Raw genomic sequence first — 21,496 nt, forward strand, 5'->3', positions numbered from 1 at the left:
TATTATTTATCGTTCGCTAGGCGTGGCGTCGGGCTTTTGCAAACGTCACCGTCAATACCACTTTCAATGTTCGCGCGCGATAAACTTTATTAACGCGTCAAATAGCACTCAGCAGAGCCAACTTCGTTGGTGCTGCTGTCATATGTCGGTACCGTGACCACGGTATCGTCATCATTTCCCGGGGCACTATTCTGCAGACTATAACTCGAAGAACTAGTTGCCGCCGCATTGGATGCGACATAAGTGCATGCAGCGCTTGCATCTGTCCAATTGCCGTTCGTGTTGCCGTTTGCAAGCTCCCTTGCGAACAGATTCCCCGCCTCGCTGGACACTGTCGTCGCAGTACCAGCAAGTTCTGCCCTATCCTGCAGCCCCGTGAGCTGAGGCACGGCGATTGCTGCCAATGCACCAAGCACGGCGAGGACGATGACGAGTTCGATGAGGGTGAAACCGCGCTGAATGCGCGATGGGTGATTTGCGTTCATTAAAGAACCTCCAAAAACTTGAGTGGCCTGCTGATTGACGGAATCTGTCCAATCGCAGCTATTTTTGCCCCACCCGTCACCCCATTCCGTAAGAATACCCTCCGTCCGGGGGATTGACAACGATTGAGTCCGTTTTCTCCTAGACATGATGGATGGGTTCGCGACTCTTTTTACCCTCAGGCGTCGCGGTCTTCCTGAAGCCGCCGGAGATCGGCCCGGATCGCCTCAATCCGGGCCTCCATGACGGCCACGCCGGCGCTGTCACCGGCGGACGAGCGGGCGGCCGCGGTGGCCTGATAGAGCGGTAGGGGGCGCGCTTTGTGACCGTATTTCAGCTCGACGCCCGCCTCGAGTAGCGATCGTGCGGCGGCATCACCGTCTTCCTCGCGCAGAAGCGCGGCGTAGTTGAGGCGGGCCGAGACAAGTCGTGGGTTACGATCCAGCGCCTGCTCAAACGCCGAGCGTGCACTGCCTTCGGTCAGCGCTGGATACGCGCGTCGCAGCTGCGCCCGGATCCCGTAAGTCCGCCCACGCAGCGGATTGCGGTCCTGTGCGATGTCGAGCATCCGCATGGCCTCACCGGCCAACTCTGCGCGCAGATCCGGCTGATCATCGGGCACGACGCGCAGTAACCGCTGATAGAGGATGGCATGATGCAGCCATGGCGTATCCGCCGATCCCCAGCGCCGCTGGGCGGTCTGAAATGCCGCCTCCGCCGCCTCGAACTGTCCCCGGTTCATCGCCGCCACTCCCTGGTCCATCAGGCGCTGCGACGCCCCCGTGAGTCCAACGCTCAGCGCGATCACCGCGAACACACCGACCCCGGCCACCAGACTGAGCGGTCGACGCCAATTCGGCAGCCGCAGGCTGGCCAGCGTCCCGCCCGGTGACAGCCGCTCCAGCTCGGCGATCAAGACAAAGGCGGGGATCAGCACGCTCGGCATCTGCAGCTGGTAGCTGAATAACCCATGCACCCCAAGCCCGCCGATCGCCGCGAACGCCGCGATCACCATCGCCGTCGTTGCCGCCGGTTGATCGCCGCGGCGGCTTACCCGCATCGATTGGAGGAACAGATAGACACAGACCGCGCTGATCGCGAGTAACAGGATCGGTCCCGGCAGACCGCGCTCGGCCCAGAACTGTAGATAATCGTTGTGCGTATAGAGCCCGGCACTGCCATCACCGGCCGGGCGGATCGCGGCATAGGCGAGCCAGAACACATCGGGCCCGATGCCAAGCCACGGTGCCTCGCGGATCAGCTCCCAGGTCGCGCCCCACTGCAGAAACCGCACCGCGCCGGCCTGATCCGGCGCGGCCAGCGAGCCGATCCGATCGCCGAGCAGCCGGCCACTCCCAAGCCCGAGGGCATTCGCGAGCCAGGCCGCCGTCAGCGCCGCGACGAAGATCACCGCGATGGCGGCGAGCTGCCGGCGACTGACATCCAGCGCGTAGGCGGCACCGCCGAGGATGACCAGCAGCACGATCAACGCCGCCAGAAAAGCCGCCCGGCTGCCATCGATGCCCACCGCGAAGATCAGCAGGAATAATACCCCGGGCAGTGCCCGGTGCCCCCGTGCGTATCCAAGCAGCCGACCCGGACCCGCGAGCCATGCCAGCGCCACCGCGGGCCATAGCACGTTCATCAGCGTTGCGGCCGAATTGGGATTGGCGAAGAACGCGGTTGGCCGATGCCCGGTGAAGAATTGCCCGATCATGAATGCGGCAAGACCACCCGCGACCAGCGTGATTCCCACGCCCATCGCCGGGCGGTAGACCGCATGATCGGGTGCGGTCATGATCCGCCAGGCGGCATAGGCGAACGCCACCGATCCCATCGCCGCGAGATCCACCAGGGTGAGGTAGGGCACCCGGCTCCATGTGACCGATAGCGCACTCCAGGCGATCAGTACCAGAAACAGCGCACCCGCCGGCCCCAGCGGCCATCGCCCATCCGCCGGCCGGCGTGCCAGGGCGACCGTCAGCCCGGTCAGCGCCACAATCACCGTCATGGCGATATACATCAGATGCTGCTGGTAATTGGCCTGATCGATGACCGCCGCGGCCAGGGTAAGGGCGAGTACCGAGGCAGCCGGTAGCCAGTGGTGACGCGTTAGCCGATGGAACACTGAATTCAACTCTCGCCGGACTGCTCTGCTGCACTGATCATCGATCGATCGGTCAACGGTATCACGGTTGTCTGCGTGCGCCCGTTACTGGGGGCATGGATACACCTCGTGTCAGAATGCGGGCACACAGCCAATCAGGCCGATGGGGGCGCATTGCGATACGCCCCGGCTGCCCACCAAACGCATAAAGGACTTCACATATGGATCTTAAAGCACTGATCGTTCGCGCCGTGGAGTTGGGCGCGTCCGATCTTCATGTCGCCGCCGGCGGCCCACCCGTCATTCGTGTGGATGGCGACCTGAGCACTCTCAGCGACGAACAGGTCAGCCACAAGGCGCTTGAGAAGGCGCTGTTCGAGGTCATGGACGAGGCGCAGCAGGCTCAGTACCGCGACCACCGCGAGGTGGACTTCGCCCTGCAGGTCGAGAACGCGGGGCGCTTTCGTGTCAACGTCTACGAGCAGATCAACGGCCCGGGGGTCGTGCTGCGCGCGATCCCCGCGGAGATCCCGGCGCTCGATGACCTCGGCGCGCCCCCGGTCATTCACCAGGTCGCGGATCGCGCCCGCGGCCTGGTGCTCGTCACCGGCCCAACTGGCTCGGGTAAGTCAACGACCCTCGCGGCGATGGTCGATCACCGTAATCGCCAGTATCCGGAGCACATCCTCACCATTGAGGATCCGGTGGAGTTCGTCCATCACTCCAACAAGGCGCTGATCACCCAGCGCGAGGTGGGTCACCATACGGTCGACGTCCAGCACGCCCTGCGAGCGGCCCTGCGCGAAGACCCCGACGTCATTCTGGTCGGTGAGCTGCGTGACCCCGATACCATCCGTCTGGCGCTGACCGCCGCGGAGACCGGGCATCTGGTCTTTGGCACGCTGCATACGCGGACCGCGGCCAGCAGCATTGACCGGATCATCAATACCTTCCCGGGTGATGAGCAGGCGCAGGTGCGGGCGATGCTCGCCGAGTCGCTGCTCGCGGTGATCTCGCAGACGCTGCTCAAGCGCGAGGGCGGCGGCCGAGTGGCCGGGTTCGAGATCATGATGGCGGTGCCCGCGATCCGGAATCTGATCCGCGACAGCAACCTGGCGCAGATTCCCAATGCGCTGCAGACCGGTCAGGCCAGCGGCATGCAGACCATGGGGCAGTCCATCAACCAGCTCCAGCGTCAGGGGCTGATCTCCCCGGAGGCGGCCAGGGCCGCCACCGGTGAGGCCTGATCAGAGCGCGATCTGATGCGGCGCGATGCTCTGGCGGACATAGGGCACGATCTCGGCCACCTCGCCGGCCACGCGCCGGCGCTTGACGTCGCGCCAGTATTCAGCGGTCAGCAGGTCACTGTGTTCGCTCAGAAAGGTCTGGCGCAGGAAAGCCGGCATCGCCAGAAAGCGGATGAATTCCTCGGGGAAAATGTCATGGGCGCCGACAAACCGCGTCGTCGCGTGCTCCATGAGCGGGAAGTCCTCGTCGGGTTCGGGGAGTTCGAAGAAGCTGCAGTCACTGACGCGCATTACTTCATCGTAGTCATAGAAAACCACCCGGCCCGAGCTCGTCACGCCGAAGTTCTTCAACAATAGATCGCCGGCGAAGATATTGGTCTCGGCGAGATCCTTGAGGCACCGCCCATAGTCGAGAATGACGCGCTTCGCCTCGGTCTCGTCCACTTCGCGGATGTAGAGATTGAGCGGTCGCACCCGACGCTCGACATAGGCGTGGCCGAACACCAGCTGCCCGCCGTTGATCGCCACGGTGCGCGGCGCCTCGCACCGCAGTTCCTCGACCAGCGCCTCGGAGAAGCGATCCCTGGGCAGCTCGAGGTTGCGGAAGAACTGCGTGTCGATGAGCCGACCGGCGTGGTCATGGCGCGACACCAGCCGATAGCTCTGATGGACATCCTCCTGGGTGGTGGTCTTCGGCGGCCGGAACACATCACGCATGATCTTGAACACCAGGTTGAACGAGGGCAGCGTGAAAACGATCATCACCAGCCCGGCGTCACCGGCGGCATGCACGAACGCATCGTCGGTGCGATCCAGGTGATGCATGAGCTGGCGATAGCGCTCGGTCTTGCCCTGCCGCAGTCGCCCGAGCACGGTATAGAGCTCGTCGATCGGCTTGTCGGGCAGCAGCCCATGGAGGAACTGCACCGCCGCCACCACCGAGGTGGGATCGGCGAAGTAGTACGAGCGGGTGTAGGAGAACACCACCCCGACCTGATCGGCGGTGAGCAGCACCGCATCCACGGCGATGCCTTCATCGTCATTGCGCAGCGCGACGACGATCGGCCGAATCCCGTCGCTCAGGCGCATCCGTCCAACCAGATAGGCCCGGGTCCCCTGGAAGAAGTGCGAGTCGATGAACTCGAATCGCAGACACTCGGCATCCGCCTGATCCGGGCCGATCTGCTCGCGGATGGTGGTCGCCATGCCCTCGGCATCACCCGCCATGGCGACATAGGGCCGGTCGAACCGGAAGTCCTCGAGCACCCGGCGGCAGGTCTGATCCAGGTCGTTCCAGCACGGATAGCGCCGCATGGTGAGCGACTCAATGCCTTCCTCCGGCGGCGGCTGCACGAACTCCACCGCCGCGTCCACGCCGCGGGTGCCGAACACCCGCCGGGTAATGGAGTTAAAGAAGGTCTTCATGAAGCCGGCATCGGGCACCGCCTCGACCCGACGGCCGAAGCAGTCACGCACCTCCGCCCAGAACGGGCGACCGGCGAGGTCATCGCCGAGTGCTTCGTGCAGGGTCTCGACCGTCCGCCGGGCCCAGAGCTCATAGAGCTCGACCCGTGCGCCGATGTCCGCCATCTGGCCCTTCCAGTCGCGCTCCTCGAAGCGCCGACCGGCCCGCGCGGTGATCTCGCGAAAGGCGCGGTTGTATTCGAGGAAACCGTCGTGGATACAGCGGGCCGCGGTGGCGACCTGCTGATAGCGGGGGTGGCTATCGATCATGGTGCGCTCCGCAGCCCGTGATGGGACATCGCCGGCGGGTCAGTCCCGCATGCGCTCGATCATCGCCTCGCCGAACTGCGAGCAGCTCACCTTGGTGGCGCCGTCCATCTGTCGGGCGAAGTCATAGGTGACATGCTTGCTCGCGATGGCCGCGTCCATACCGGTGAGGATCAGGTCGGCGGCATCGGTCCAGCCCAGATGACGCAGCATCATCTCCGCGGAGAGGATCAGCGAGCCGGGATTGACCATGTCGCGACCGGCGTACTTGGGCGCCGTGCCGTGGGTCGCCTCGAACACGGCATGACCGGTCTGTTCGTTGATATTGCCGCCCGGCGCGATACCAATGCCGCCGACCTGGGCGGCGAGCGCGTCGGAGAGATAGTCGCCATTGAGGTTCATGGTGGCGATGACCTCGAAGTCGGTCGGCCGCAGCAGCACCTGCTGGAGCGTGATGTCGGCGATGGAGTCCTTCACCAGTATCCGGCCGGCCGCAACGGCGGCGTCCTGCTCGGCGTTGGCGGCCTCCTGGCCCTTCTCCGCGACCGTGCGCTCCCACTCGGCCCAGGTGTAGGTCTCGGCCGCGAACTCGCGCTCGGCGAGCGCGTAGGCCCAGCTGCGGAAGGCGCCCTCGGTGTATTTCATGATGTTGCCCTTGTGGACAATCGTCACCGACTCGCGCTTGTTATCAATGGCATAGCGGATCGCGGCGCGCACCAGCCGCTCGGTGCCCTCGCGGGAGATGGGCTTGATGCCGAAGCCGCATTCCTCGGGAAAGCGGATATTGGCATGGGCCGACGGGAAGTTCTCGGCAAGCAGCGTCTTGAAGCGCTCGTTCTCCTCGGAGCCGGCCTCGAACTCGATCCCGGCGTAGATATCCTCGGTGTTCTCGCGGAAGATCACCATATCGACCTGATCGGGATTCTTGACCGGCGAGGGCACGCCATTGAACCAGCGCACCGGGCGCTGGCAGACATACAGGTCGAGCACCTGGCGCAGCGCGACGTTGAGTGAACGGATGCCACCGCCGACCGGCGTTGTCATCGGCCCTTTGATGGAGATGAGGTATTTGCGGATCGCCTCGACGGTCTCGTCGGGCAGCCAGGCACCCACTTCGTTGTTGGCCTTCTCGCCGGCGAGGACCTCCATCCAGTGGATCTGGCGCTTCCCGCCATAGGCCTTCTCAACCGCTGCGTCCACCACGCGCTGCATGACGGGATTGATGTCGATGCCAATGCCGTCCCCCTCAATGTAGGTGATGATGGGGTTGTCGGGGACGTTCAGAACGCCGTCTTCCAGCGTGATCGGCGCGCCACCGGCGGGGACCTGATAGGTGCTCATGATTGGGCCTCTCTCTTGCGTTACGAGTCGTTTTTATCGGCGATATTCTTTCATAATCACCCCACCGAAAACAGCGACCAGCCGGAGACGCGCATGACACTGAGCGATGCCGCCTACAAGCGTGACAAGCGCGACCTGCAACTCGAGCTGCTGAGCCTGCAGCGGTGGGTGAAGACCACCGGCCAGCGGGTGGTGATCGTTTTCGAGGGCCGGGATGCCGCCGGCAAGGGGGGTGCGATCAAGCGTTTCATGGAGCATCTCAACCCCCGCGGCGCCCGCGTCGTCGCCCTCGAAAAACCCACCGAAACCGAGCGGGGGCAGTGGTATTTCCAACGCTACGTCGAACAGCTCCCCAGCGCGGGTGAGATCGTGCTGTTCGACCGCTCCTGGTACAACCGCGCCGGCGTCGAGCGGGTGATGGGCTTTTGCACGGAGACTGAGTATGAGCGGTTTCTGCGCCAGGCGCCGGTCTTCGAGCGGCTTCTGGTAGAGGCGGATACCTGGTTGATCAAGCTGTGGTTTTCGATCAGCCGCGATGAGCAGCGTCAGCGGATCGAGGCGCGGGCGGCCCATCCGCTCAAGCGCTGGAAGCTGAGTCCAATCGACCGCGAGGCGCTCAATCGTTGGGATGACTACACCGCGGCCATGAACCGCATGTTCGAGGCGACCGATACGCCCGTGGCGCCCTGGACAGTGATTGGGACGGACGAGAAAAAACGCGCCCGCCTCAATGCCCTGCGCCATGTCCTTGAGACACTTCCTTACACCGGCAAGGCGCCCGAGCGGATCAGTGCCATCGACCCCGATGTGGTCAGGCGAGCGTCGAGCGTCGCTCGATGATGAGCGGTCGTGCCGCCTTCCAGAAACGAAAGAACCCATGCGTGGCGGCCGGCCAGTGGAGGACATCCCAGTCGCGCGGCACCGCCTGGCGCTCGATCCCGTCGGCGGCGAGGACCGAATCCAGGGCGGCCATCGCATCAGCCGTCGGACCGGTCGGCACGTAGGGCGTCAGCAGCCGATCGACGCCCGCCGCCGTGGCGGCCTCGCGCACGGCTGTCAGGCCGTCGGCGGTTGCCAGGTCGATGCGGCCGATGGTGCGCCCGCCCGGGTTGCGGGCCAGCGCATCGGCGAGCCCCGCATGGGCGAAATCCCGAACCCGGTCCGCGACCGATCCGCTGCTGCGCCAGTCGGTACTCTGCACGGCGATCACGAGTGGCCAGTCGCGGGTGCCGAACAGCGACTCCGGCAACAGATCATCCTCGGTGATCAGCAGCCCGGTCGTGGGTGTGACCGCCCAGTCGACCGCGAGCGGTGACGGACCGACCGGCGGGCGTTCGATGCCCTCGGGCGCCGCCACCTGGGTGTTGATCCGATAGCCGGGATTGAAACGGCCATTGGTGTATTTGTTGATGTTCGACGAGCGCGCGATGTAGGGCTTGCCCGGCGTATGCAGTCCCGCCACCCAGCGCCAGGACAGCGTGTTCGAGGCGGGATCACCGTCGAGGAGATGGCGCAGGAAGAAATCCGCCCCAAGGGCCCAGGGCAGCTCGAGGGTGAATACCCAGATGCTTGCGAACCACATCCGCGCATGATTGTGCAGATACCCGGTGTCGCGGAGCTCATGGACCCAGAAGTTGAAGGCATCGATATCGGTGTCGCCATCAAGTGCCGTCTGCAGGTCGGCGGCCAGTCGGCCGTCCCTGGCGACCTGCCCGTGTGCCTCATCGCAGGCGGCGCGGTAGTCATGCCAGTGCACGGGCCGACGCTCCATGAATCCCTTCCAGTAGGTCCGCCAGCACACCTCCTGGATGTATTTCTCAGCGCCCTCGAGGCCATGGGTATCGATGGCGGCGTCGATCGCTGTTTCCTCGAGCAGCAGACGGTGGCGCAGCCAGGGCGAGAGCCCCGATACCCGATTGTCGCCGTCGGGGCCGAAATCGTGGTTGCGCCAGCGCGCGTAGTCGGCGCCGGCGTGGGGAATGAAGGCGTTCAGGTGGGCAAGGCCCGCTTCATGACTGGCATCGGGGGGTGTCGGGAACATTCGGGGTGACTCCTGTGGGCGTTTCCCAGGCGAGCAGCCGATGCTTGCGCGCCCGGCCGCCGATGTATTGTCCGGCTGTGCCATCGCGACGGATCACCCGGTGGCAGGGCAAGAGAACCGGCGCCGGATTGGCGGCGACAGCACTGGCGACGGCGCGCACGGCCGATCGGCGATCGACTCGCGCGGCCAGCTCGCTGTAATTGACCCGCTCGCCCGGGCGGAGTTCGGCAAGTGCCTGCCAGACCGATTGCTGGAAGTCGGTACCGCGCAGGGTGAGGCGCAGCGGATCCTGCGCGCCCCAGGGCGGCGGAAGCGGCGTGGCGGGCGGTGCAACGGCCGGCTGCGGGCCCTGGAACCGCGCGCGCTGCAGGCGATGGGCGTCGCCGATCAGCAGCAATGCGCCCCATGGCCCGTGCCAGAGGCCGCGGTGCGGCGCGGCCGGCAGTTGCGAGACGGCGACGATCTCGACGGCGGGCGGGATCACGGGCTGCTCCTGATGCGCTCAAAGCGTTATGCTAACGCCTGAAAAATCCGCGTTAAACGACGACAGGGAGCCTTTATATGGCCGATCACGCCAAGCCGTGGACCGAGTCCATGCCGGACGAGCAGTTTCAGTTCATCCACGATATCCTCGCCGCACCGAGTCCCATCGGCCTCGAAGCGGCCATGACCCAGGGGGTGCTGCGGCCCTATATGGAGCGCATTGCGCCGGCGGGCGCGGCGGTGCGCAACTTCAAGGGCCACGCCGGGGTGGTGCTCGATACCCATCCGGGGCGGGATGATCTATTCACCGTCATGGTGATCGGTCATGCCGATAAGATCCGCATGCAGGTGCGCAGCATCGGCGAGGACGGCAAGGTCTGGATCAATAGTGATTCGTTCCTGCCCACCACGCTGATCGGTCATGAGGTGAGCATCTTCAGTGAGGATCCAGCGGCGCCCGGATCGTACCGGCGCTTTGATGGCGGCACGGTGGAGGCGCTCGGCGCGATCCATTTCGCCGATCCCAAGGTCCGCTCCGGCGATCAGGGCGTGAAAAAGGAACAGCTCTACGTCGAGCTGCAGGTCCATGGCGAGGAGAAGAAAAAGCAGATTGAGGATCTCGGTATCCGCCCGGGCGACAGTATCCTCATGAACCGCCCGATCCGCCCCGGCTTCAGCCCCGATACCTTCTATGGCGCCTATCTGGACAATGGGCTGGGCTGCTTCGTCGCCGCCGAATCGGCACGGCTCGTGGCCGAGGCGGGTGGTCCATCGAATATCCGCGTGCTTTTCGCCGCCGCCACCTATGAGGAGATCGGGCGCTTCGGCAGTCGTGTGCTCGTCAGTGAAATGCGCCCCGATGCGGTCATTGGTGTCGACGTCAATCATGACTTCGTGGCCGCGCCCGGGATTGGTGACAAGCGCATGTCACCGGTGACCATGGGCAAGGGCTTTACCATGAGCGTCGGTGCGATCGTGAGCGAGCAGCTCAACCGTCGTGTCGAGACCGTCGCCCGCGATAACGACATCCCCATCCAGCGCGATGCCGTGGGCCCGGATACCGGTACCGACGGCATGGCCGGTGTGCTGGGTAACGTTGACTGTGCCGCCACCTCGGTGGGCATGCCCATCCGCAACATGCACACCATCTCCGAGAGCGGCTGTACCCGGGATGTGCTGGCCTGTACCCATGCCGTGGCGGAGACGTTGAAGGCGCTGGATGCCGAGGAGACCGAGCCGGGAACGCTCGCCGAGCGCTTCCGAAACCAGCATCCGCGACTCGATCAGGCCACGCCGCAGCGCCATCCGGGCTGATCAGGGCCGGCGTCGGCGCTAGTGCGTCGACGCCGCCGGGTCGTCTTCGCCGGTCAGTGCCGGGAGATGATCATCGAGCCAGAGCACCCGGTCGGACCGGGCCTGGAGGTCGGTGGCCACGCCGGTACTGAACACGGCGAGCTCGATGCGCTTGCCATACTCGGAAAGGTGCTCGATGGCATCGAGCAGGTCACCGTCACCGGATGACAGCACCAGGCTGTCGTAGCGGTCGCGGTGGATCAGTGCAAGCGAGGCGAGACCCACATCCACGCCCATCTGGCGCTGATTGAACAGCCGATGACTGCCATTGCCATGGGGGCAGCGCAGATCCACCTTGCAGCCACAGTCGGTGCACCAGGCATTGCGCACGCGCTCGCTTTTCAGTCCATAGAGCTTCACGATCAGGTTGGGGCCGTGGGGTGCGGCCGTCTGCAGCCAGTTGTGAAAGCGGTCGCGGCCGTCGTTGGGTTCATCCTGCGCGGAATTGAGGAAATAGCTGCGCCACAGCGGGCCGAGCTTGCGCTCGATGAGTTCGCGCAGGCGCAGGTAGTCGATGCGCCGCTGACTGCCCAGCAGTGCAAGGTTGTTTGCATGGATGTAGCTTGCATCAATCAGCCAGAGTCGTCGCATCAGGGGCATCCAAGGTGGAAAAGGTCGACAGGTTAACGCAATGACGGACAGCGGGCATTGGCTGGCGCTCGCGGTGGCCCTCGCCATCGGCGCCGTGATTGGCCTTGAGCGGGGCTGGCAGCGGCGGGATGTGAGCGAGGGCGGGCGTGTTGCCGGTATCCGCACGTTTACGCTCATCGGCTTTGCCGGCGGACTGACCGGCGTGTTCGGCGAGCGTTTCGGGCCGGTGCTGGTCGCGGTGGCGCTGGCCGCCCTGGCGGGGCTCCTGCTCATGGGCTACCGCCGGCGCCTGAATATCGATGACGATCGTGGCATCACCACCGAGGTGGCGGCGCTGGTGACCTTTCTGCTCGGTGCTCTCGCGAGCCTCGAGGCACCGCTGCTGGCGATGGCGGGCGGCGTATTGACCGCTGCGGTGCTGGGGTTCAAGCCGCCGCTCCACGCATTACTGCAGCGTGTGGATGTCACCGAGCTGCGGGCGATCCTCCAGCTCGCTCTGATCACGGCGGTGATCCTGCCGTTGCTCCCCGACCAGGGCTATGGCCCCTGGGGGACACTCAACCCGCGCACGCTCTGGGTCATGGTGGTGCTGATCAGTGCCATCGGCTTTGTCGGTCACTTCGCCGTTCGCCTTGGCGGTGCGCGCCGGGGGATCCTGTTTACCGGCCTGTTCGCAGGGCTTGCCTCATCCACCGCGCTGACGCTCACCCTGTCGCGGGCGGCGCGCGATCAGCGGGACTATCAACCGCTGTTCGCCGCGGCCGTGGTGATGGCCAGCACGACGATGTTCCCGCGCATTCTGGTGCTCGTGGGCGCGATCCAGCCCGCCATGCTGGCGGGACTCTACCTGCCGGTGGCGATCATTACCGCCGTCGGCGCGACCGCGACCCTGATACTCGCCTTCCGCGCCCAGCCGGCAGCAGAGGGTGCGGGCCAGCCGCCGCTGCAGAAACCCTTCGAGCTCGGCACGGCGCTTCGGTTCGCACTGCTGTTGGCCGTGGTCATGGTGGCCGGCGAGGGGCTGCGGCGTTATGCCGGCGATGTTGGCGTCTATCTACTGTCCCTGGTGTCGGGGTTGACCGATGTCGATGCGATTACCCTGTCGCTGTCACGCATGGCCTCGGATGGCCTGAGCGAAACGGTGGCGCAGCAGGGGATCATCATCGCGGCCATGGCCAATACCGCAGTCAAGCTGGGACTGGCGGTTGGAATCGCCCGGGGGCGCATGGGCTGGCTGGTCGGCGCGGGGCTCGGCAGCGTGATCGTCGCGGGTACGATCTGGACGGGGGTAACGCTCTGGCGATGAACATCCGACAGGTCATCGGCCTCGGCCGCTCCATGCTGATCTACGCCGCGCCCTGGCGCCAGCCCGCCCTTCGCCGTTTCTATCGGCCGCTGATCGAATCCGGTCGACCGGTATTCGACATCGGCGCCCATTTAGGCGATCGCAGTCAGGCGTTCGCCGCGCTCGGAGGGCGGGTGGTGGCGCTCGAGCCCCAACCTGCGCTACGGCCATTCCTCGCCTGGCGGCTTCGTCATTACGCCGATGCAGTGGTGCTGGGCGATGCGGTGGGCGCGAGCCGCGGCGAGGCTCGACTCGCGCTCAGCGATCGGCATCCCACGCTCGCCAGCCTCGACGCCGACTGGCGGGCGAGTATCGGGGCGCGCAATGCGTCCTTTGCCGACGTGCAGTGGGAGCGTGAGGTGACGGTACAGCTGATCACTCTTGAGACGTTGATCGACCGGTATGGTCTCCCCGGTTTCTGCAAGATCGATGTCGAGGGTGCGGAGGTGGCGGTACTGGAGGGGCTCGAGCAGGCCCTGCCGGCGCTGTCATTTGAATATGTGGCGGGGCGCGTGGACCAGGCGCTCGCCTGCATCCAGCGTCTGGAGACGCTTGGTGACTACCACTACAACGTCACCGTGGGGGAGCGCCGGCGCATGGCCCTGGCCGAATGGCAGGACGCCCGTGGCTTACGGGAATGGCTGAGCGAGCATGCCGGGGCGGCTGGCTCGGGAGATGTCTATGCCCGACTCATGACCCGCGACGGGCCTGATAGGCCTCGATGACGGCGTCCATCGCCTCGGCGTCGTAGTCGCGCAGGCCACTCACCACCATCTGCTTGACGGCATGGCCGATCACCCCGTTGCCATCCTCGATGCGGTAGTTGAACTGCACATCAGCGCGCTTGCCGTTCACCGTCAGCGATGCATCGAGCGGCGTGACGCCGACATCCATGCCGGGGGCGCGCTCGAGATCAAGGGCCATGCTGTCGTAGACCACAAACGGCCGCTGCGGGTTGAACATCACCCCGGCCTCGGCCAGGAGGGGGCAGAGGCGATCCGGAAACGTCTCGCCGGAGCAGCCGACGTAGGCACGGATCAGCGCGAGCCGCGCGGCCTCGTCACTGGGAAGCGGTGCGTCATGGGTGATGTGGACGTATTCGCGCTGATCGTTATCCGCGATGGCGAACTCGCGACCGGGCCGCGGCGGGAAGTGGAGCGGGGTGTCGGCGCGGAGCATGCCCCGAAAGGAGAGCGCGAAGTGCTGCGCGAGACCATAGCGATGCACGACGAGCGCGAACAGCAGGTCACCGGGTACGCAAAAACGCGGGGCGTCGGCATCGTGCAGCGGATTATGGTCGCCCGCCACGCGCTTGGCGAAGCCACTGCCCTGGTCTGCGCCCACCCAGAGCCAGTCGCCATCTTGGTGATGGAAGCGGCTGAGCGGTTCGGTCGTCGGTGCGGCGGTGGCGGACATGGGCCGGCTGATCCTCTCGTACAAAACTGCAAACACTGCAGTCTACCGTCCCGATCGCCCCCGGGGCGAGTCCTGCAGTCAGCCGCCGGCGGTGTCGACCCAGCGCCTGACCTGGTCACGAGAGACGACCGCCTTGTCTGCCTTCAGCCGCTCGGTGAGCGTATCCACATCGGCAGCGGCGAGATCCGCATGGGTGTGGATTCCCATGGCGACGAGTCGCTTTTGCATGGCCGGCCCAATGCCACGAATCGCCGTCAGATCATCGGTTGCGGCCGGCGATTCACTCGCTTGTGGTGCGCCTGCCGGCGCTTGTGGATGGGGAGCGGCTGCCGGCTCCGACGCCGGCTGATCGGTGCTGTCCGCGGAGCGGTCGTCATCTGCCTTCGGCAGCCACCACAGCGCGATTTCCATCCAGCGGCGCATGAGATGATTCCACATGGTTCTAGCCCTCTGATTGATCAATGCCGAGTGCGGCGAGTACCGCGGGGTCGGGATAGCCGTCGCCGGTCATCCCCTGTTGAGTCTGAAAGCCCCGGATCGCCTCGCGGGTCTGCGGACCCAGACGTCCGTCCACAGCGCCCGCGTCAAAGCCGCGCTTATTCAACGCTGTCTGGAGTGCCTCGATCGTGTCAAACCGCAGTGCCGGGTGATCCGGCGGCGGATGATGCAGCGGCGCGGCGCCGATGAGTCGATCCGCGAGACGGCCCACCGATAGGGCATAGAACCGCGACGGGTTCCAGCGCATGATCACATCGAAATTCGGATAGACGAGAAACGCCGGACCCTCGGCGCCGGTGGGCACGATCAGCCGCGCGGTCAGATCGGCCGCGGGGAGGGGGGCGCCGTTCGCCTGACGCAGCCCCTGTTCACGCCAGCTGGTGACCGTTCGCTCGGTCTCGGCAAGGGCATAGTCGAATCCGTCAGGGAGGCGCACCTCGCGTCCCCAGCGCTCAGCGGGCTGCCAGCCCCGGGCACGAAGGAAGTTGGCCGCCGATTCGGCGGCGTCGGGGAGGCTGTCCCAGAGGTCGGTACGCCCGTCACCGTCGGCATCCACGGCGTGGCGGCGGTAAATACTTGGAAGGAACTGGAAGTTACCCAGTGCACCGGCCCAGGACCCCCGCAACTGACCGGCGCTGAGTGTCTGATCGTCGACCAGCTGGAGCGCGGCGATCAGCTGACTGCGGAAGAAATCCCCGCGCCGCCGGTCGCAGGCGAGTGTCGCCAGCGAGCGGACCGTGGACATATCGCCGGTGGTGCGCCCGAAGTTGCTCTCGAGCCCCCAGAATGCGACCAGGTAACGGGCCGGGACGCCGTATTCACGCTCGATGCGACCAAGCAGATCGGCGTGCTCACGGAGCAGTTCGCGGCCGCGCTCGATGCGGCGGCGATTGACCCGGGTGGTGAGGTAGTCATGCAGCGTGGTCGTGAACTCCGGCTGCCGCCGGTCGAGCTCAATGACCCGTTCGCTGGGCGTGACGTCGGTGAGCAGGCGATCGACGGTCTGCCCGGAGATATCGCGCTCGAGGGCGGTATCGCGGATGCCATCAAGGCACGCCGCGAAATCGGTCGCGGCGCTCGCTGTGAGCGGCATTCCAGCAATGAGGGCGATGGTCAGACAGGCCCTGCGGCATCGGCTCATCGGTTCTCCCTCCGATCTGCCCGGCGCGTTGATTGGATGTTAACCTCTTAGCCCAATGAATCCCAGTCTGGAGTGATCGTGCCCACTCTCCTTGTGCTTTTCGTAACGATTCCGCTCGCGGAGCTGTTCCTGCTGATCGAGGTCGGTGGCTGGATCGGCGCGCTGCCTACCATTGGCCTGTGCCTTTTAACGGCCATGCTCGGCGCGGCGCTGCTCCGTCAGCAAAGCCTGCAGACCATTGCCCGGGCGCGGAACAATCTCGATCGCGGCGCACTCCCGGCGATGGAGCTGCTCGAGGGGGTCGCGCTGATCGCCGGGGGCGCGCTGCTGCTGACCCCGGGGCTTGTGACCGACGTGATTGGTTTTCTATGCCTGATTCCCTTTACCCGCCATTGGCTGGTGCGCCTCGCGCTGGCGCGCATGTCCGTTCGGGTGGGGCCGGCGGGTCCAGGCCCCGGTCAGGACGCCGGTCCGGGCCAAGGCCCCGGGGACAGCGATCGCGAGCGTGATGTGATCGAGGGTGAATACGAGCGTCGCGACGACGACCGCCGCTGATCGGCGGGCCGCGCTCTGGTTGCCATTGCCCAGATCCTTGCCCCGGTCGTCCTGGTCATCGGCCTGGGCTGGCTGCTGGCGCGCGGCCGGTTCCTCTCCGCTCACACGCTCGGTGAGCTCAATCGGCTGACCTATTGGATTGGTCTGCCCGCGCTGCTGGTGAGCCGCATCGCCACCGCCACGCCGGCATTCGACCGGGTCGGCAGTATTCTGCTGGTGCTGGTGGGGACGACCGCAATCGTGATCGCCATCAGCGCGCTGCTGGGCCGCGCCGGGCGGCTGCCGGGCGCCTCGCTGGCGACCCTGGTCCATGCCAGCTATCGCGGTAACCTGACCTTCGTCGGGCTACCCGTGGTGATCTATGCCTTCGCCGGTGGGCGCGAGGCGTCGGCGGTGGAGTCGGCCGCGCTCATCGCCTTTGTACCGCTGGTGATTGTCTACAACATTGTCGCTGTCATCGTCATGCAGCTTCCCGGTCAGTCGGGCCCCGGGCCGGCGATGCGAGGGCTTGGCCGCCGCCTGATCAGCAACCCCATCCTGATCGCGACGGTGCTGGGGATGGTGATCGCGCTCGCCGGCTGGCGGCTGCCCGTGTTCATGGATCGCACCCTCGGCGCGGTCGGGCAGATGGCGCTGCCGTTGGCGCTCATTGGTATCGGCGGCGGGCTCTATGCCACGCGCCTGCGCGGCCAGCGCCGCTGGGCGGGCACCGCGGCCTTGCTGAAGACGGTGGCAACGCCGCTGATTGGCTGGCTGTTGGCGGTGCTGGTCGGGTTGCAGGCCGACGAGATGCGGTTGGCATTGATCTTTCTCGTGTGTCCCACCGCGTCAGCCGCCTATGTGCTGGTGCAGGAAATGGACGGCGACGCGGCGCTGATGGCAGGGACGATCGTGCTCAGCTATTTGCTTGCGCTGCCCTCCATGGCGCTGGTGCTGTCACTCACCGGCTGATCGAGCTCGCGGTCGAGGGCCGCCTGGGCGGCGGCGCGGGGCCGGGCGAAGCGGGCCAGCAGTAGATACAGCGCCGGCGTGAAATAGAGTGTGAAAAGCGCCGCGATCCCCAATCCGCCGAACACGACCCAGCCGATGGCCGCGCGTGATTCCGCACCGGCACCGCTGCCAAGGATCAGCGGCAACCCACCGAACACGGTTGCGATAATGGTCATCGATACCGGCCGTAGCCTCACCCGGGCGCTCTCCAGCGCGGCCTCGCGCAGGGAGTGGCCGGTGTCGCGCAGCTGGTTGGCGAACTCCACGAGCAGGATGCCGTTTTTCGCCATCAGGCCGATCAGCAGGATCAGGCCGATCTGTGAGTAGATGTTGATCGAGGTGCCGCTGAGCGCAAGGGCGAACACCGCCGCGGCAAGCCCGAACGGGACCGTGAGCATGACCACGATGGCGCTCATCACGCTCTCGAACTGTGCGGCGAGGACCAGCAGGACGATCAGCAGGGCCAACCCGTAGGTCAGAAACACCTCCTGGCGACTCTCCTCCAGGGTTTCCGCCTCGCCCCGAGTGATCAGGCCCACTCCGTCTGGCAGATCCTCATCGGCCAGGGCGCGGAGATCGGCGACCGCGGCCTGCAGCGGGTAGCCATCATCCACCGCCAGATCAATACTGATTGCCCGGCGCTGCGCCTCGCGATCGAGCTCCGCGGCGACGCCTTCCTCACGCAGGCTGACCAGGGTTGAGAGCGGCACCATGGCACCGTCATCGGATTGGATCCGCAGATTGGCGAGATCGTCGGGGCTGTTCACCTGCCGGCTGCTGGATTCCAGCCGCAGTGGGATCGCCCGGTCATCGATGTTCAGATCAACGATGTCGAGCCCACTGATCATCGTCTCAAGCGTTTCCGCCAGACCATCGATCGGCACATTCAACGCCTCGGCGCGCTGACGATCGATGTCCACCCGCAGCTGGGGCTGCGTGGGTGAGTAATCGATCCGCGCGCTTCCAAGCCCATCGACATCGTCCTCGATGGCGCGACTCAAGCGCTGCGCGCTCGCATACAGCCGGTCGTAGTCATTGCCGAGCAGGGACACCTCGAGACCGCTGCCCACACCGCGCAGGCCGAGGCTGTTGGGGCTGCCCACCCGAGTGTTGACGCCCGGCAGATCGGCGAGCGCCGCGCGGACGTCGGCGGCGATCGCGCGCTCGTCGCGCTCACGCTCCGACCAGGGCGCGAGCGGCGCGACGATCAGGATGCGGTTGGGATCCCAGCGACCGGCGATGGTGAAAAGCCGAGAGATCTCGCCACTGTCCACCAGCGGCTGGAGTCGGGCCTGCATGCGCCAGGCCTGATTCTGACTGTAGCGAAGGCCGGCACCGTCGGGGCCGTTGCCGACCACATAGATCAATCCCCGGTCCTCCTCCGGCAGCAGCGTCTGGTCGATTCGGGTGAACTGCTGGGCGGCCAGTCCCAGTACCAGCAACCCCACCAGTGCCATCAGCCAGGGGTGGGCGATGCTGTGGCCGAGACTGCGGCCATAGAACCGGCTGATCGCGCCGCCGATCCGCCGCAGGCCGGTAACCCGTCCGCGGGACGGTGCCGCCGAACCAATGTCATCCGCCGGGCGCAGGATACGCGCGGCAAGCGCGGGGACCAGCGACAGGGCGATGAACGACGATAGCCCGACGGCCACGGCAAGGACTCCGCCGAATTCCCGAAACAGCCGCCCGGTGGTGCTCGGCAGCAGCGAGATCGGGACAAACACCGCCACCAGCACGGCGGTGGTGGCGATCACGGCGAAGAAGACCTGATGGGTGCCGAGTAGCGCCGCGGCGCCGGCGCTGAGCCCCATGCGCTGACGGCGCTGAATGTTCTCGAGCACCACAATGGCATCGTCGACCACCAGCCCGGTGGCGAGCACCAGGGCAAGGAGGGTGAGCAGATTGATCGAGAAACCGAGCAGCCAGATCGCGGCAATGGTGCCGGTCAGTGCCAGCGGTATGGTGATCGCGGGGATCAGCGTCGCCCGCGCCGAGCCGATGAAAAGCCAGATCGTTGCCACCACAATCAGTGTGGCGGCGATGAGCGTGATCAGCACCTCGCTGATCGCGCCACGGATGAACACCGCATCATCCGAGGTCTTGACCAGCTCGACATCGTCGTATCGCCGGTTGAGTTCCTCGATGGCCGCCTCGGCGGCAGTGCTGATCTCGAGGGTATTGGACTGCGCCTGGCGGACGATGCCCAGCCCGAGGATCGGTTCGCCATTCAACTGCACCCGGCTGCGGGCATCGGCCGGAGAGAAAAACACCCGCGCGACGTCGCCGAGCCGCAGGCCAGGCTCGACTTCCAGGGCCTCGATCCGGGCCGGTGTCCCGACGGTGGCATTGGCGCGTACCCGCAATTCCAGCGGCGAATCACGGAAGCTGCCGGCCGGAATGTCCAGATCGGTATCCTCGAGTCGGGTGATCAGATCCGCCACTGCCAGCCCGTGGGCACTCAGTCGCAGGGGGTCAACGGCGACCCGGAGCTGGCGCTGGCGATCACCGTAGAGCCGGACATCGGCGACGCCGGGGAGTGAGACCAGGGCCGGGATAATGTCGGTCTCGACCCGGCGGGTGAGGGCATCGAGGCTTAACCCACTGCCGCGGGCGGCCACCCGCACCACCGGACTCGCGTCCTGATCGGCCTTGATGACGTTCACCCGATCGACATCGTCCGGGAGGCTGCGCTCGACCCGGCTGACAGCCTCGCGGACGTCGGCAGCGGCGCTGTCGAGATCCGCATCAGCGCTGAATTCCACCACCACCCGAGTGCTGCTTTCCTCGCTGGAGGCGCTGATCCGACGCACGCCGGCCACCCGCGCGACGGCGCCCTCGATCTCACGGGTGACCGCTGCGTCCATGGTCTCGGGGGCCGCGCCGGGGAAGGTCGCGCTCACCGTGATCCGTGGGCGGTCGACATCGGGCAGTTCACGGACCTCGACACCCCGCAGGGCCGCGATGCCGGCGATGGCGATGATCAGATTGATGACAGCGACCAGTACCGGCCGCCGGATGCCCAGTGCTGGCAGTCCGCGTGGCGCGCCCATCATTGCGCGGGGGCGTCCCGGGTCGCCTCGAGGGCGGGGTAATCATCCAGTTCCGCCGGATCGATCACGCGTACCTCAATGCCCGGGCGCATGCGCTGCGCGCCCTCGCTGACCACCGAATCATCGGTGTCGAGCTCACCCTCCACAAGGACATGATCGCTTTGACGGGCAATCAGTGACACCCCCAGACGCTCGGCACGGCCATCACGGACCACCCAGATATAGGGGCCATTATCGCCCCACTGCAGACTCGTCGCCGGGATGCGGGGATAGGTGGGCCCGGCCAGCTCGGTGCTGACGCGAAAGCGCATACCGGGGCGGAAGCGATCGCGCTGATTACCGATCCGTGCCTCCACGCGGAAAGTCCCGCTTGCGGTGTCGATCCGGCTGTCAACGCGCTGAATCGTGCCAGTGACCGCTGCCTGGGGGTGCGCCCAGGCGCTCAGCGTGACGTTATCGCCCGGCGCCAGCTGACCGAGATACTGGCCGGCGAGCCGGAAGCGCACGGTGAGTGCGGTGCGGTCATCCATTGTGGTGATCGCGGTATCCGGATCAACCCGCTGGCCGACCTCAATGTCCGTCATCCCGGTATGACCATCGAAAGGCGCAAGCCGACGCCGGTCATCGCGCTCGATGCGGGCCCGCTCCAGCGCCAGTCGCGCCAGCTCAACCGCGCGCCGGGCATCGTCGATCGTTGTGGGTGAGAATGTCCCATCGTCGATCCCCGGCTCATAGCGTGCCAGTCGTCGACGTGCATCACGCAGCTCCGCGCGGGTGCGCGCGACCTCATTGCGCTCCGCCTCGGCGTCCAGCGTGATCAGGGTTTCACCGGCGTTGACTGAGTCACCGGCATCGAACTCGATCGCCGTCACGATGCCGGTGGACTCGGGGTAGAGGGTCACCGAGCGTTGGGCGCGCGACTCACCCACCGCTTCCAGGCGTGTCACGGCCTCGCCGGTCTCGACACCGCTCAGGCGGACCGGCGCGGCATCGGACTGTGCCCGGGCGAGCCCGGTCACGGCCAGGACGGTGATCAGCAGCGCGAAGCGCAATCGTTGTCGAGTCATTCGGGAAGCATAGCGTGTCGGTGTCGGATACACCGAATGGGAGACATGAAAAAAGGC

At 65.9% G+C, this 21,496-nt stretch carries 19 protein-coding genes; 7 read left to right on the forward strand and 12 right to left on the reverse strand.

Going from position 1 to position 21,496, the window contains the following annotated elements; translation table 11 throughout:
• Positions 1-89 precede the first annotated feature (89 nt).
• Complete coding sequence (locus SPICUR_RS10180; RefSeq protein WP_076742135.1) at positions 90-485, reverse strand: type II secretion system protein; 396 nt, start codon at positions 483-485, stop codon at positions 90-92.
• Positions 486-661: 176 nt separating this feature from the next.
• Complete coding sequence (locus SPICUR_RS04125) at positions 662-2,611, reverse strand: O-antigen ligase family protein (RefSeq protein ID WP_023366346.1); 1,950 nt, start codon at positions 2,609-2,611, stop codon at positions 662-664.
• Between the two features lie 200 nt (positions 2,612-2,811).
• Here SPICUR_RS04125 and SPICUR_RS04130 point away from each other — a divergent pair, with 200 nt between their 5' ends.
• Complete coding sequence (locus SPICUR_RS04130) at positions 2,812-3,837, forward strand: type IV pilus twitching motility protein PilT (protein ID WP_023366348.1); 1,026 nt, start codon at positions 2,812-2,814, stop codon at positions 3,835-3,837.
• Here SPICUR_RS04130 and aceK read toward each other — a convergent pair whose 3' ends face one another.
• Both aceK and icd read right to left on the reverse strand, forming a co-directional pair.
• Positions 3,838-5,571, reverse strand: a complete 1,734-nt coding sequence (gene aceK / locus SPICUR_RS04135) for a bifunctional isocitrate dehydrogenase kinase/phosphatase (RefSeq protein WP_023366350.1) — start codon at positions 5,569-5,571, stop codon at positions 3,838-3,840.
• A gap of 39 nt (positions 5,572-5,610) precedes the next feature.
• The gene (gene icd, locus SPICUR_RS04140) at positions 5,611-6,909 is read right to left on the reverse strand and encodes an NADP-dependent isocitrate dehydrogenase (RefSeq protein ID WP_023366352.1); all 1,299 of its coding nucleotides are present in this window, start codon (positions 6,907-6,909) and stop codon (positions 5,611-5,613) included.
• Positions 6,910-7,002: 93 nt separating this feature from the next.
• Here icd and ppk2 point away from each other — a divergent pair, with 93 nt between their 5' ends.
• Entirely contained in the window at positions 7,003-7,749 is a 747-nt protein-coding gene (gene ppk2 / locus SPICUR_RS04145) for a polyphosphate kinase 2 (RefSeq protein ID WP_077176384.1), read from the forward strand.
• Here ppk2 and SPICUR_RS04150 read toward each other — a convergent pair.
• Positions 7,721-8,950 (reverse strand): FAD-binding domain-containing protein, encoded by a 1,230-nt coding sequence (locus SPICUR_RS04150; RefSeq protein ID WP_023366356.1) that lies wholly within the window; start codon positions 8,948-8,950, stop codon positions 7,721-7,723. The two genes, ppk2 and SPICUR_RS04150, sit on opposite strands and share 29 nt — an antisense overlap.
• Positions 8,919-9,434 (reverse strand): methylated-DNA--[protein]-cysteine S-methyltransferase, encoded by a 516-nt coding sequence (locus tag SPICUR_RS09530; protein WP_023366358.1) that lies wholly within the window; start codon positions 9,432-9,434, stop codon positions 8,919-8,921. Before SPICUR_RS09530 ends, SPICUR_RS04150 begins: the two co-directional genes overlap by 32 nt.
• 77 nt (positions 9,435-9,511) lie before the next feature.
• Here SPICUR_RS09530 and SPICUR_RS04160 point away from each other — a divergent pair, with 77 nt between their 5' ends.
• Positions 9,512-10,747, forward strand: coding sequence for a M28 family peptidase (locus tag SPICUR_RS04160; protein WP_023366360.1), 1,236 nt, complete (start codon positions 9,512-9,514; stop codon positions 10,745-10,747).
• 18 nt (positions 10,748-10,765) lie between these two features.
• On the opposite strand, the gene SPICUR_RS04165 is transcribed toward SPICUR_RS04160, so the two are convergent.
• The gene (locus tag SPICUR_RS04165; RefSeq protein WP_051373288.1) at positions 10,766-11,377 is read right to left on the reverse strand and encodes an NYN domain-containing protein; all 612 of its coding nucleotides are present in this window, start codon (positions 11,375-11,377) and stop codon (positions 10,766-10,768) included.
• 40 nt (positions 11,378-11,417) lie between these two features.
• Between SPICUR_RS04165 and SPICUR_RS04170 the strand changes: the two genes are divergently transcribed.
• Both SPICUR_RS04170 and SPICUR_RS04175 read left to right on the forward strand, forming a co-directional pair.
• On the forward strand, positions 11,418-12,683 hold the full coding sequence (locus tag SPICUR_RS04170) for an MgtC/SapB family protein (RefSeq protein WP_023366364.1): 1,266 nt from the start codon (positions 11,418-11,420) through the stop codon (positions 12,681-12,683).
• Complete coding sequence (locus SPICUR_RS04175; RefSeq protein ID WP_023366366.1) at positions 12,680-13,447, forward strand: FkbM family methyltransferase; 768 nt, start codon at positions 12,680-12,682, stop codon at positions 13,445-13,447. Before SPICUR_RS04170 ends, SPICUR_RS04175 begins: the two co-directional genes overlap by 4 nt.
• Here SPICUR_RS04175 and SPICUR_RS04180 read toward each other — a convergent pair.
• The 3 genes from SPICUR_RS04180 to SPICUR_RS04190 all read right to left on the reverse strand — a co-directional run bounded on the left by SPICUR_RS04180 (position 13,413) and on the right by SPICUR_RS04190 (position 15,777).
• The gene (locus SPICUR_RS04180) at positions 13,413-14,138 is read right to left on the reverse strand and encodes a DUF3581 family protein (RefSeq protein WP_023366368.1); all 726 of its coding nucleotides are present in this window, start codon (positions 14,136-14,138) and stop codon (positions 13,413-13,415) included. The genes SPICUR_RS04175 and SPICUR_RS04180 overlap by 35 nt on opposite strands.
• Positions 14,139-14,216: 78 nt before the next feature.
• Entirely contained in the window at positions 14,217-14,576 is a 360-nt protein-coding gene (locus SPICUR_RS04185; protein ID WP_023366370.1) for a helix-hairpin-helix domain-containing protein, read from the reverse strand.
• A 4-nt stretch (positions 14,577-14,580) separates the two neighbouring features.
• Positions 14,581-15,777 carry a lytic murein transglycosylase gene (locus SPICUR_RS04190; protein ID WP_023366372.1) on the reverse strand — a complete coding sequence of 399 codons (1,197 nt, stop codon included), beginning with the start codon at positions 15,775-15,777 and terminating at the stop codon, positions 14,581-14,583.
• Between the two features lie 78 nt (positions 15,778-15,855).
• Here SPICUR_RS04190 and SPICUR_RS04195 point away from each other — a divergent pair, with 78 nt between their 5' ends.
• Together SPICUR_RS04195 and SPICUR_RS04200 are read left to right on the forward strand one after the other, a co-directional pair.
• Positions 15,856-16,332 (forward strand): FxsA family protein, encoded by a 477-nt coding sequence (locus SPICUR_RS04195; protein ID WP_041382191.1) that lies wholly within the window; start codon positions 15,856-15,858, stop codon positions 16,330-16,332.
• Positions 16,333-16,407: 75 nt separating this feature from the next.
• Positions 16,408-17,283 carry an AEC family transporter gene (locus tag SPICUR_RS04200; protein ID WP_237220357.1) on the forward strand — a complete coding sequence of 292 codons (876 nt, stop codon included), beginning with the start codon at positions 16,408-16,410 and terminating at the stop codon, positions 17,281-17,283.
• Here SPICUR_RS04200 and SPICUR_RS04205 read toward each other — a convergent pair.
• On the reverse strand, positions 17,232-20,375 hold the full coding sequence (locus SPICUR_RS04205; RefSeq protein ID WP_023366380.1) for an efflux RND transporter permease subunit: 3,144 nt from the start codon (positions 20,373-20,375) through the stop codon (positions 17,232-17,234). The two genes, SPICUR_RS04200 and SPICUR_RS04205, sit on opposite strands and share 52 nt — an antisense overlap.
• Positions 20,372-21,439 carry an efflux RND transporter periplasmic adaptor subunit gene (locus SPICUR_RS04210; protein WP_077176321.1) on the reverse strand — a complete coding sequence of 356 codons (1,068 nt, stop codon included), beginning with the start codon at positions 21,437-21,439 and terminating at the stop codon, positions 20,372-20,374. Before SPICUR_RS04210 ends, SPICUR_RS04205 begins: the two co-directional genes overlap by 4 nt.
• Between the last annotated feature and the right edge of the window lie 57 nt (positions 21,440-21,496).

This window comes from Spiribacter curvatus (assembly GCF_000485905.1).
GTDB classification, from domain to species: Bacteria; Pseudomonadota; Gammaproteobacteria; order Nitrococcales; family Nitrococcaceae; genus Spiribacter; species Spiribacter curvatus.

Excerpts from the sequence above, each read along its gene's own strand:
- SPICUR_RS10180 (WP_076742135.1), bottom strand. The coding sequence starts at position 485 with ATGAACGCAAATCACCCATCGCGCATTCAGCGCGGTTTCACCCTCATC.
- SPICUR_RS04130 (WP_023366348.1), top strand. The coding sequence starts at position 2,812 with ATGGATCTTAAAGCACTGATCGTTCGCGCCGTGGAGTTGGGCGCGTCC.
- aceK (WP_023366350.1), bottom strand. The coding sequence starts at position 5,571 with ATGATCGATAGCCACCCCCGCTATCAGCAGGTCGCCACCGCGGCCCGC.
- icd (WP_023366352.1), bottom strand. The coding sequence starts at position 6,909 with ATGAGCACCTATCAGGTCCCCGCCGGTGGCGCGCCGATCACGCTGGAA.
- ppk2 (WP_077176384.1), top strand. The coding sequence starts at position 7,003 with ATGACACTGAGCGATGCCGCCTACAAGCGTGACAAGCGCGACCTGCAA.
- SPICUR_RS04150 (WP_023366356.1), bottom strand. The coding sequence starts at position 8,950 with ATGTTCCCGACACCCCCCGATGCCAGTCATGAAGCGGGCCTTGCCCAC.
- SPICUR_RS04160 (WP_023366360.1), top strand. The coding sequence starts at position 9,512 with ATGGCCGATCACGCCAAGCCGTGGACCGAGTCCATGCCGGACGAGCAG.
- SPICUR_RS04165 (WP_051373288.1), bottom strand. The coding sequence starts at position 11,377 with ATGCGACGACTCTGGCTGATTGATGCAAGCTACATCCATGCAAACAAC.
- SPICUR_RS04170 (WP_023366364.1), top strand. The coding sequence starts at position 11,418 with ATGACGGACAGCGGGCATTGGCTGGCGCTCGCGGTGGCCCTCGCCATC.
- SPICUR_RS04175 (WP_023366366.1), top strand. The coding sequence starts at position 12,680 with ATGAACATCCGACAGGTCATCGGCCTCGGCCGCTCCATGCTGATCTAC.
- SPICUR_RS04180 (WP_023366368.1), bottom strand. The coding sequence starts at position 14,138 with ATGTCCGCCACCGCCGCACCGACGACCGAACCGCTCAGCCGCTTCCAT.
- SPICUR_RS04185 (WP_023366370.1), bottom strand. The coding sequence starts at position 14,576 with ATGTGGAATCATCTCATGCGCCGCTGGATGGAAATCGCGCTGTGGTGG.
- SPICUR_RS04190 (WP_023366372.1), bottom strand. The coding sequence starts at position 15,777 with ATGAGCCGATGCCGCAGGGCCTGTCTGACCATCGCCCTCATTGCTGGA.
- SPICUR_RS04205 (WP_023366380.1), bottom strand. The coding sequence starts at position 20,375 with ATGATGGGCGCGCCACGCGGACTGCCAGCACTGGGCATCCGGCGGCCG.
- SPICUR_RS04210 (WP_077176321.1), bottom strand. The coding sequence starts at position 21,439 with ATGACTCGACAACGATTGCGCTTCGCGCTGCTGATCACCGTCCTGGCC.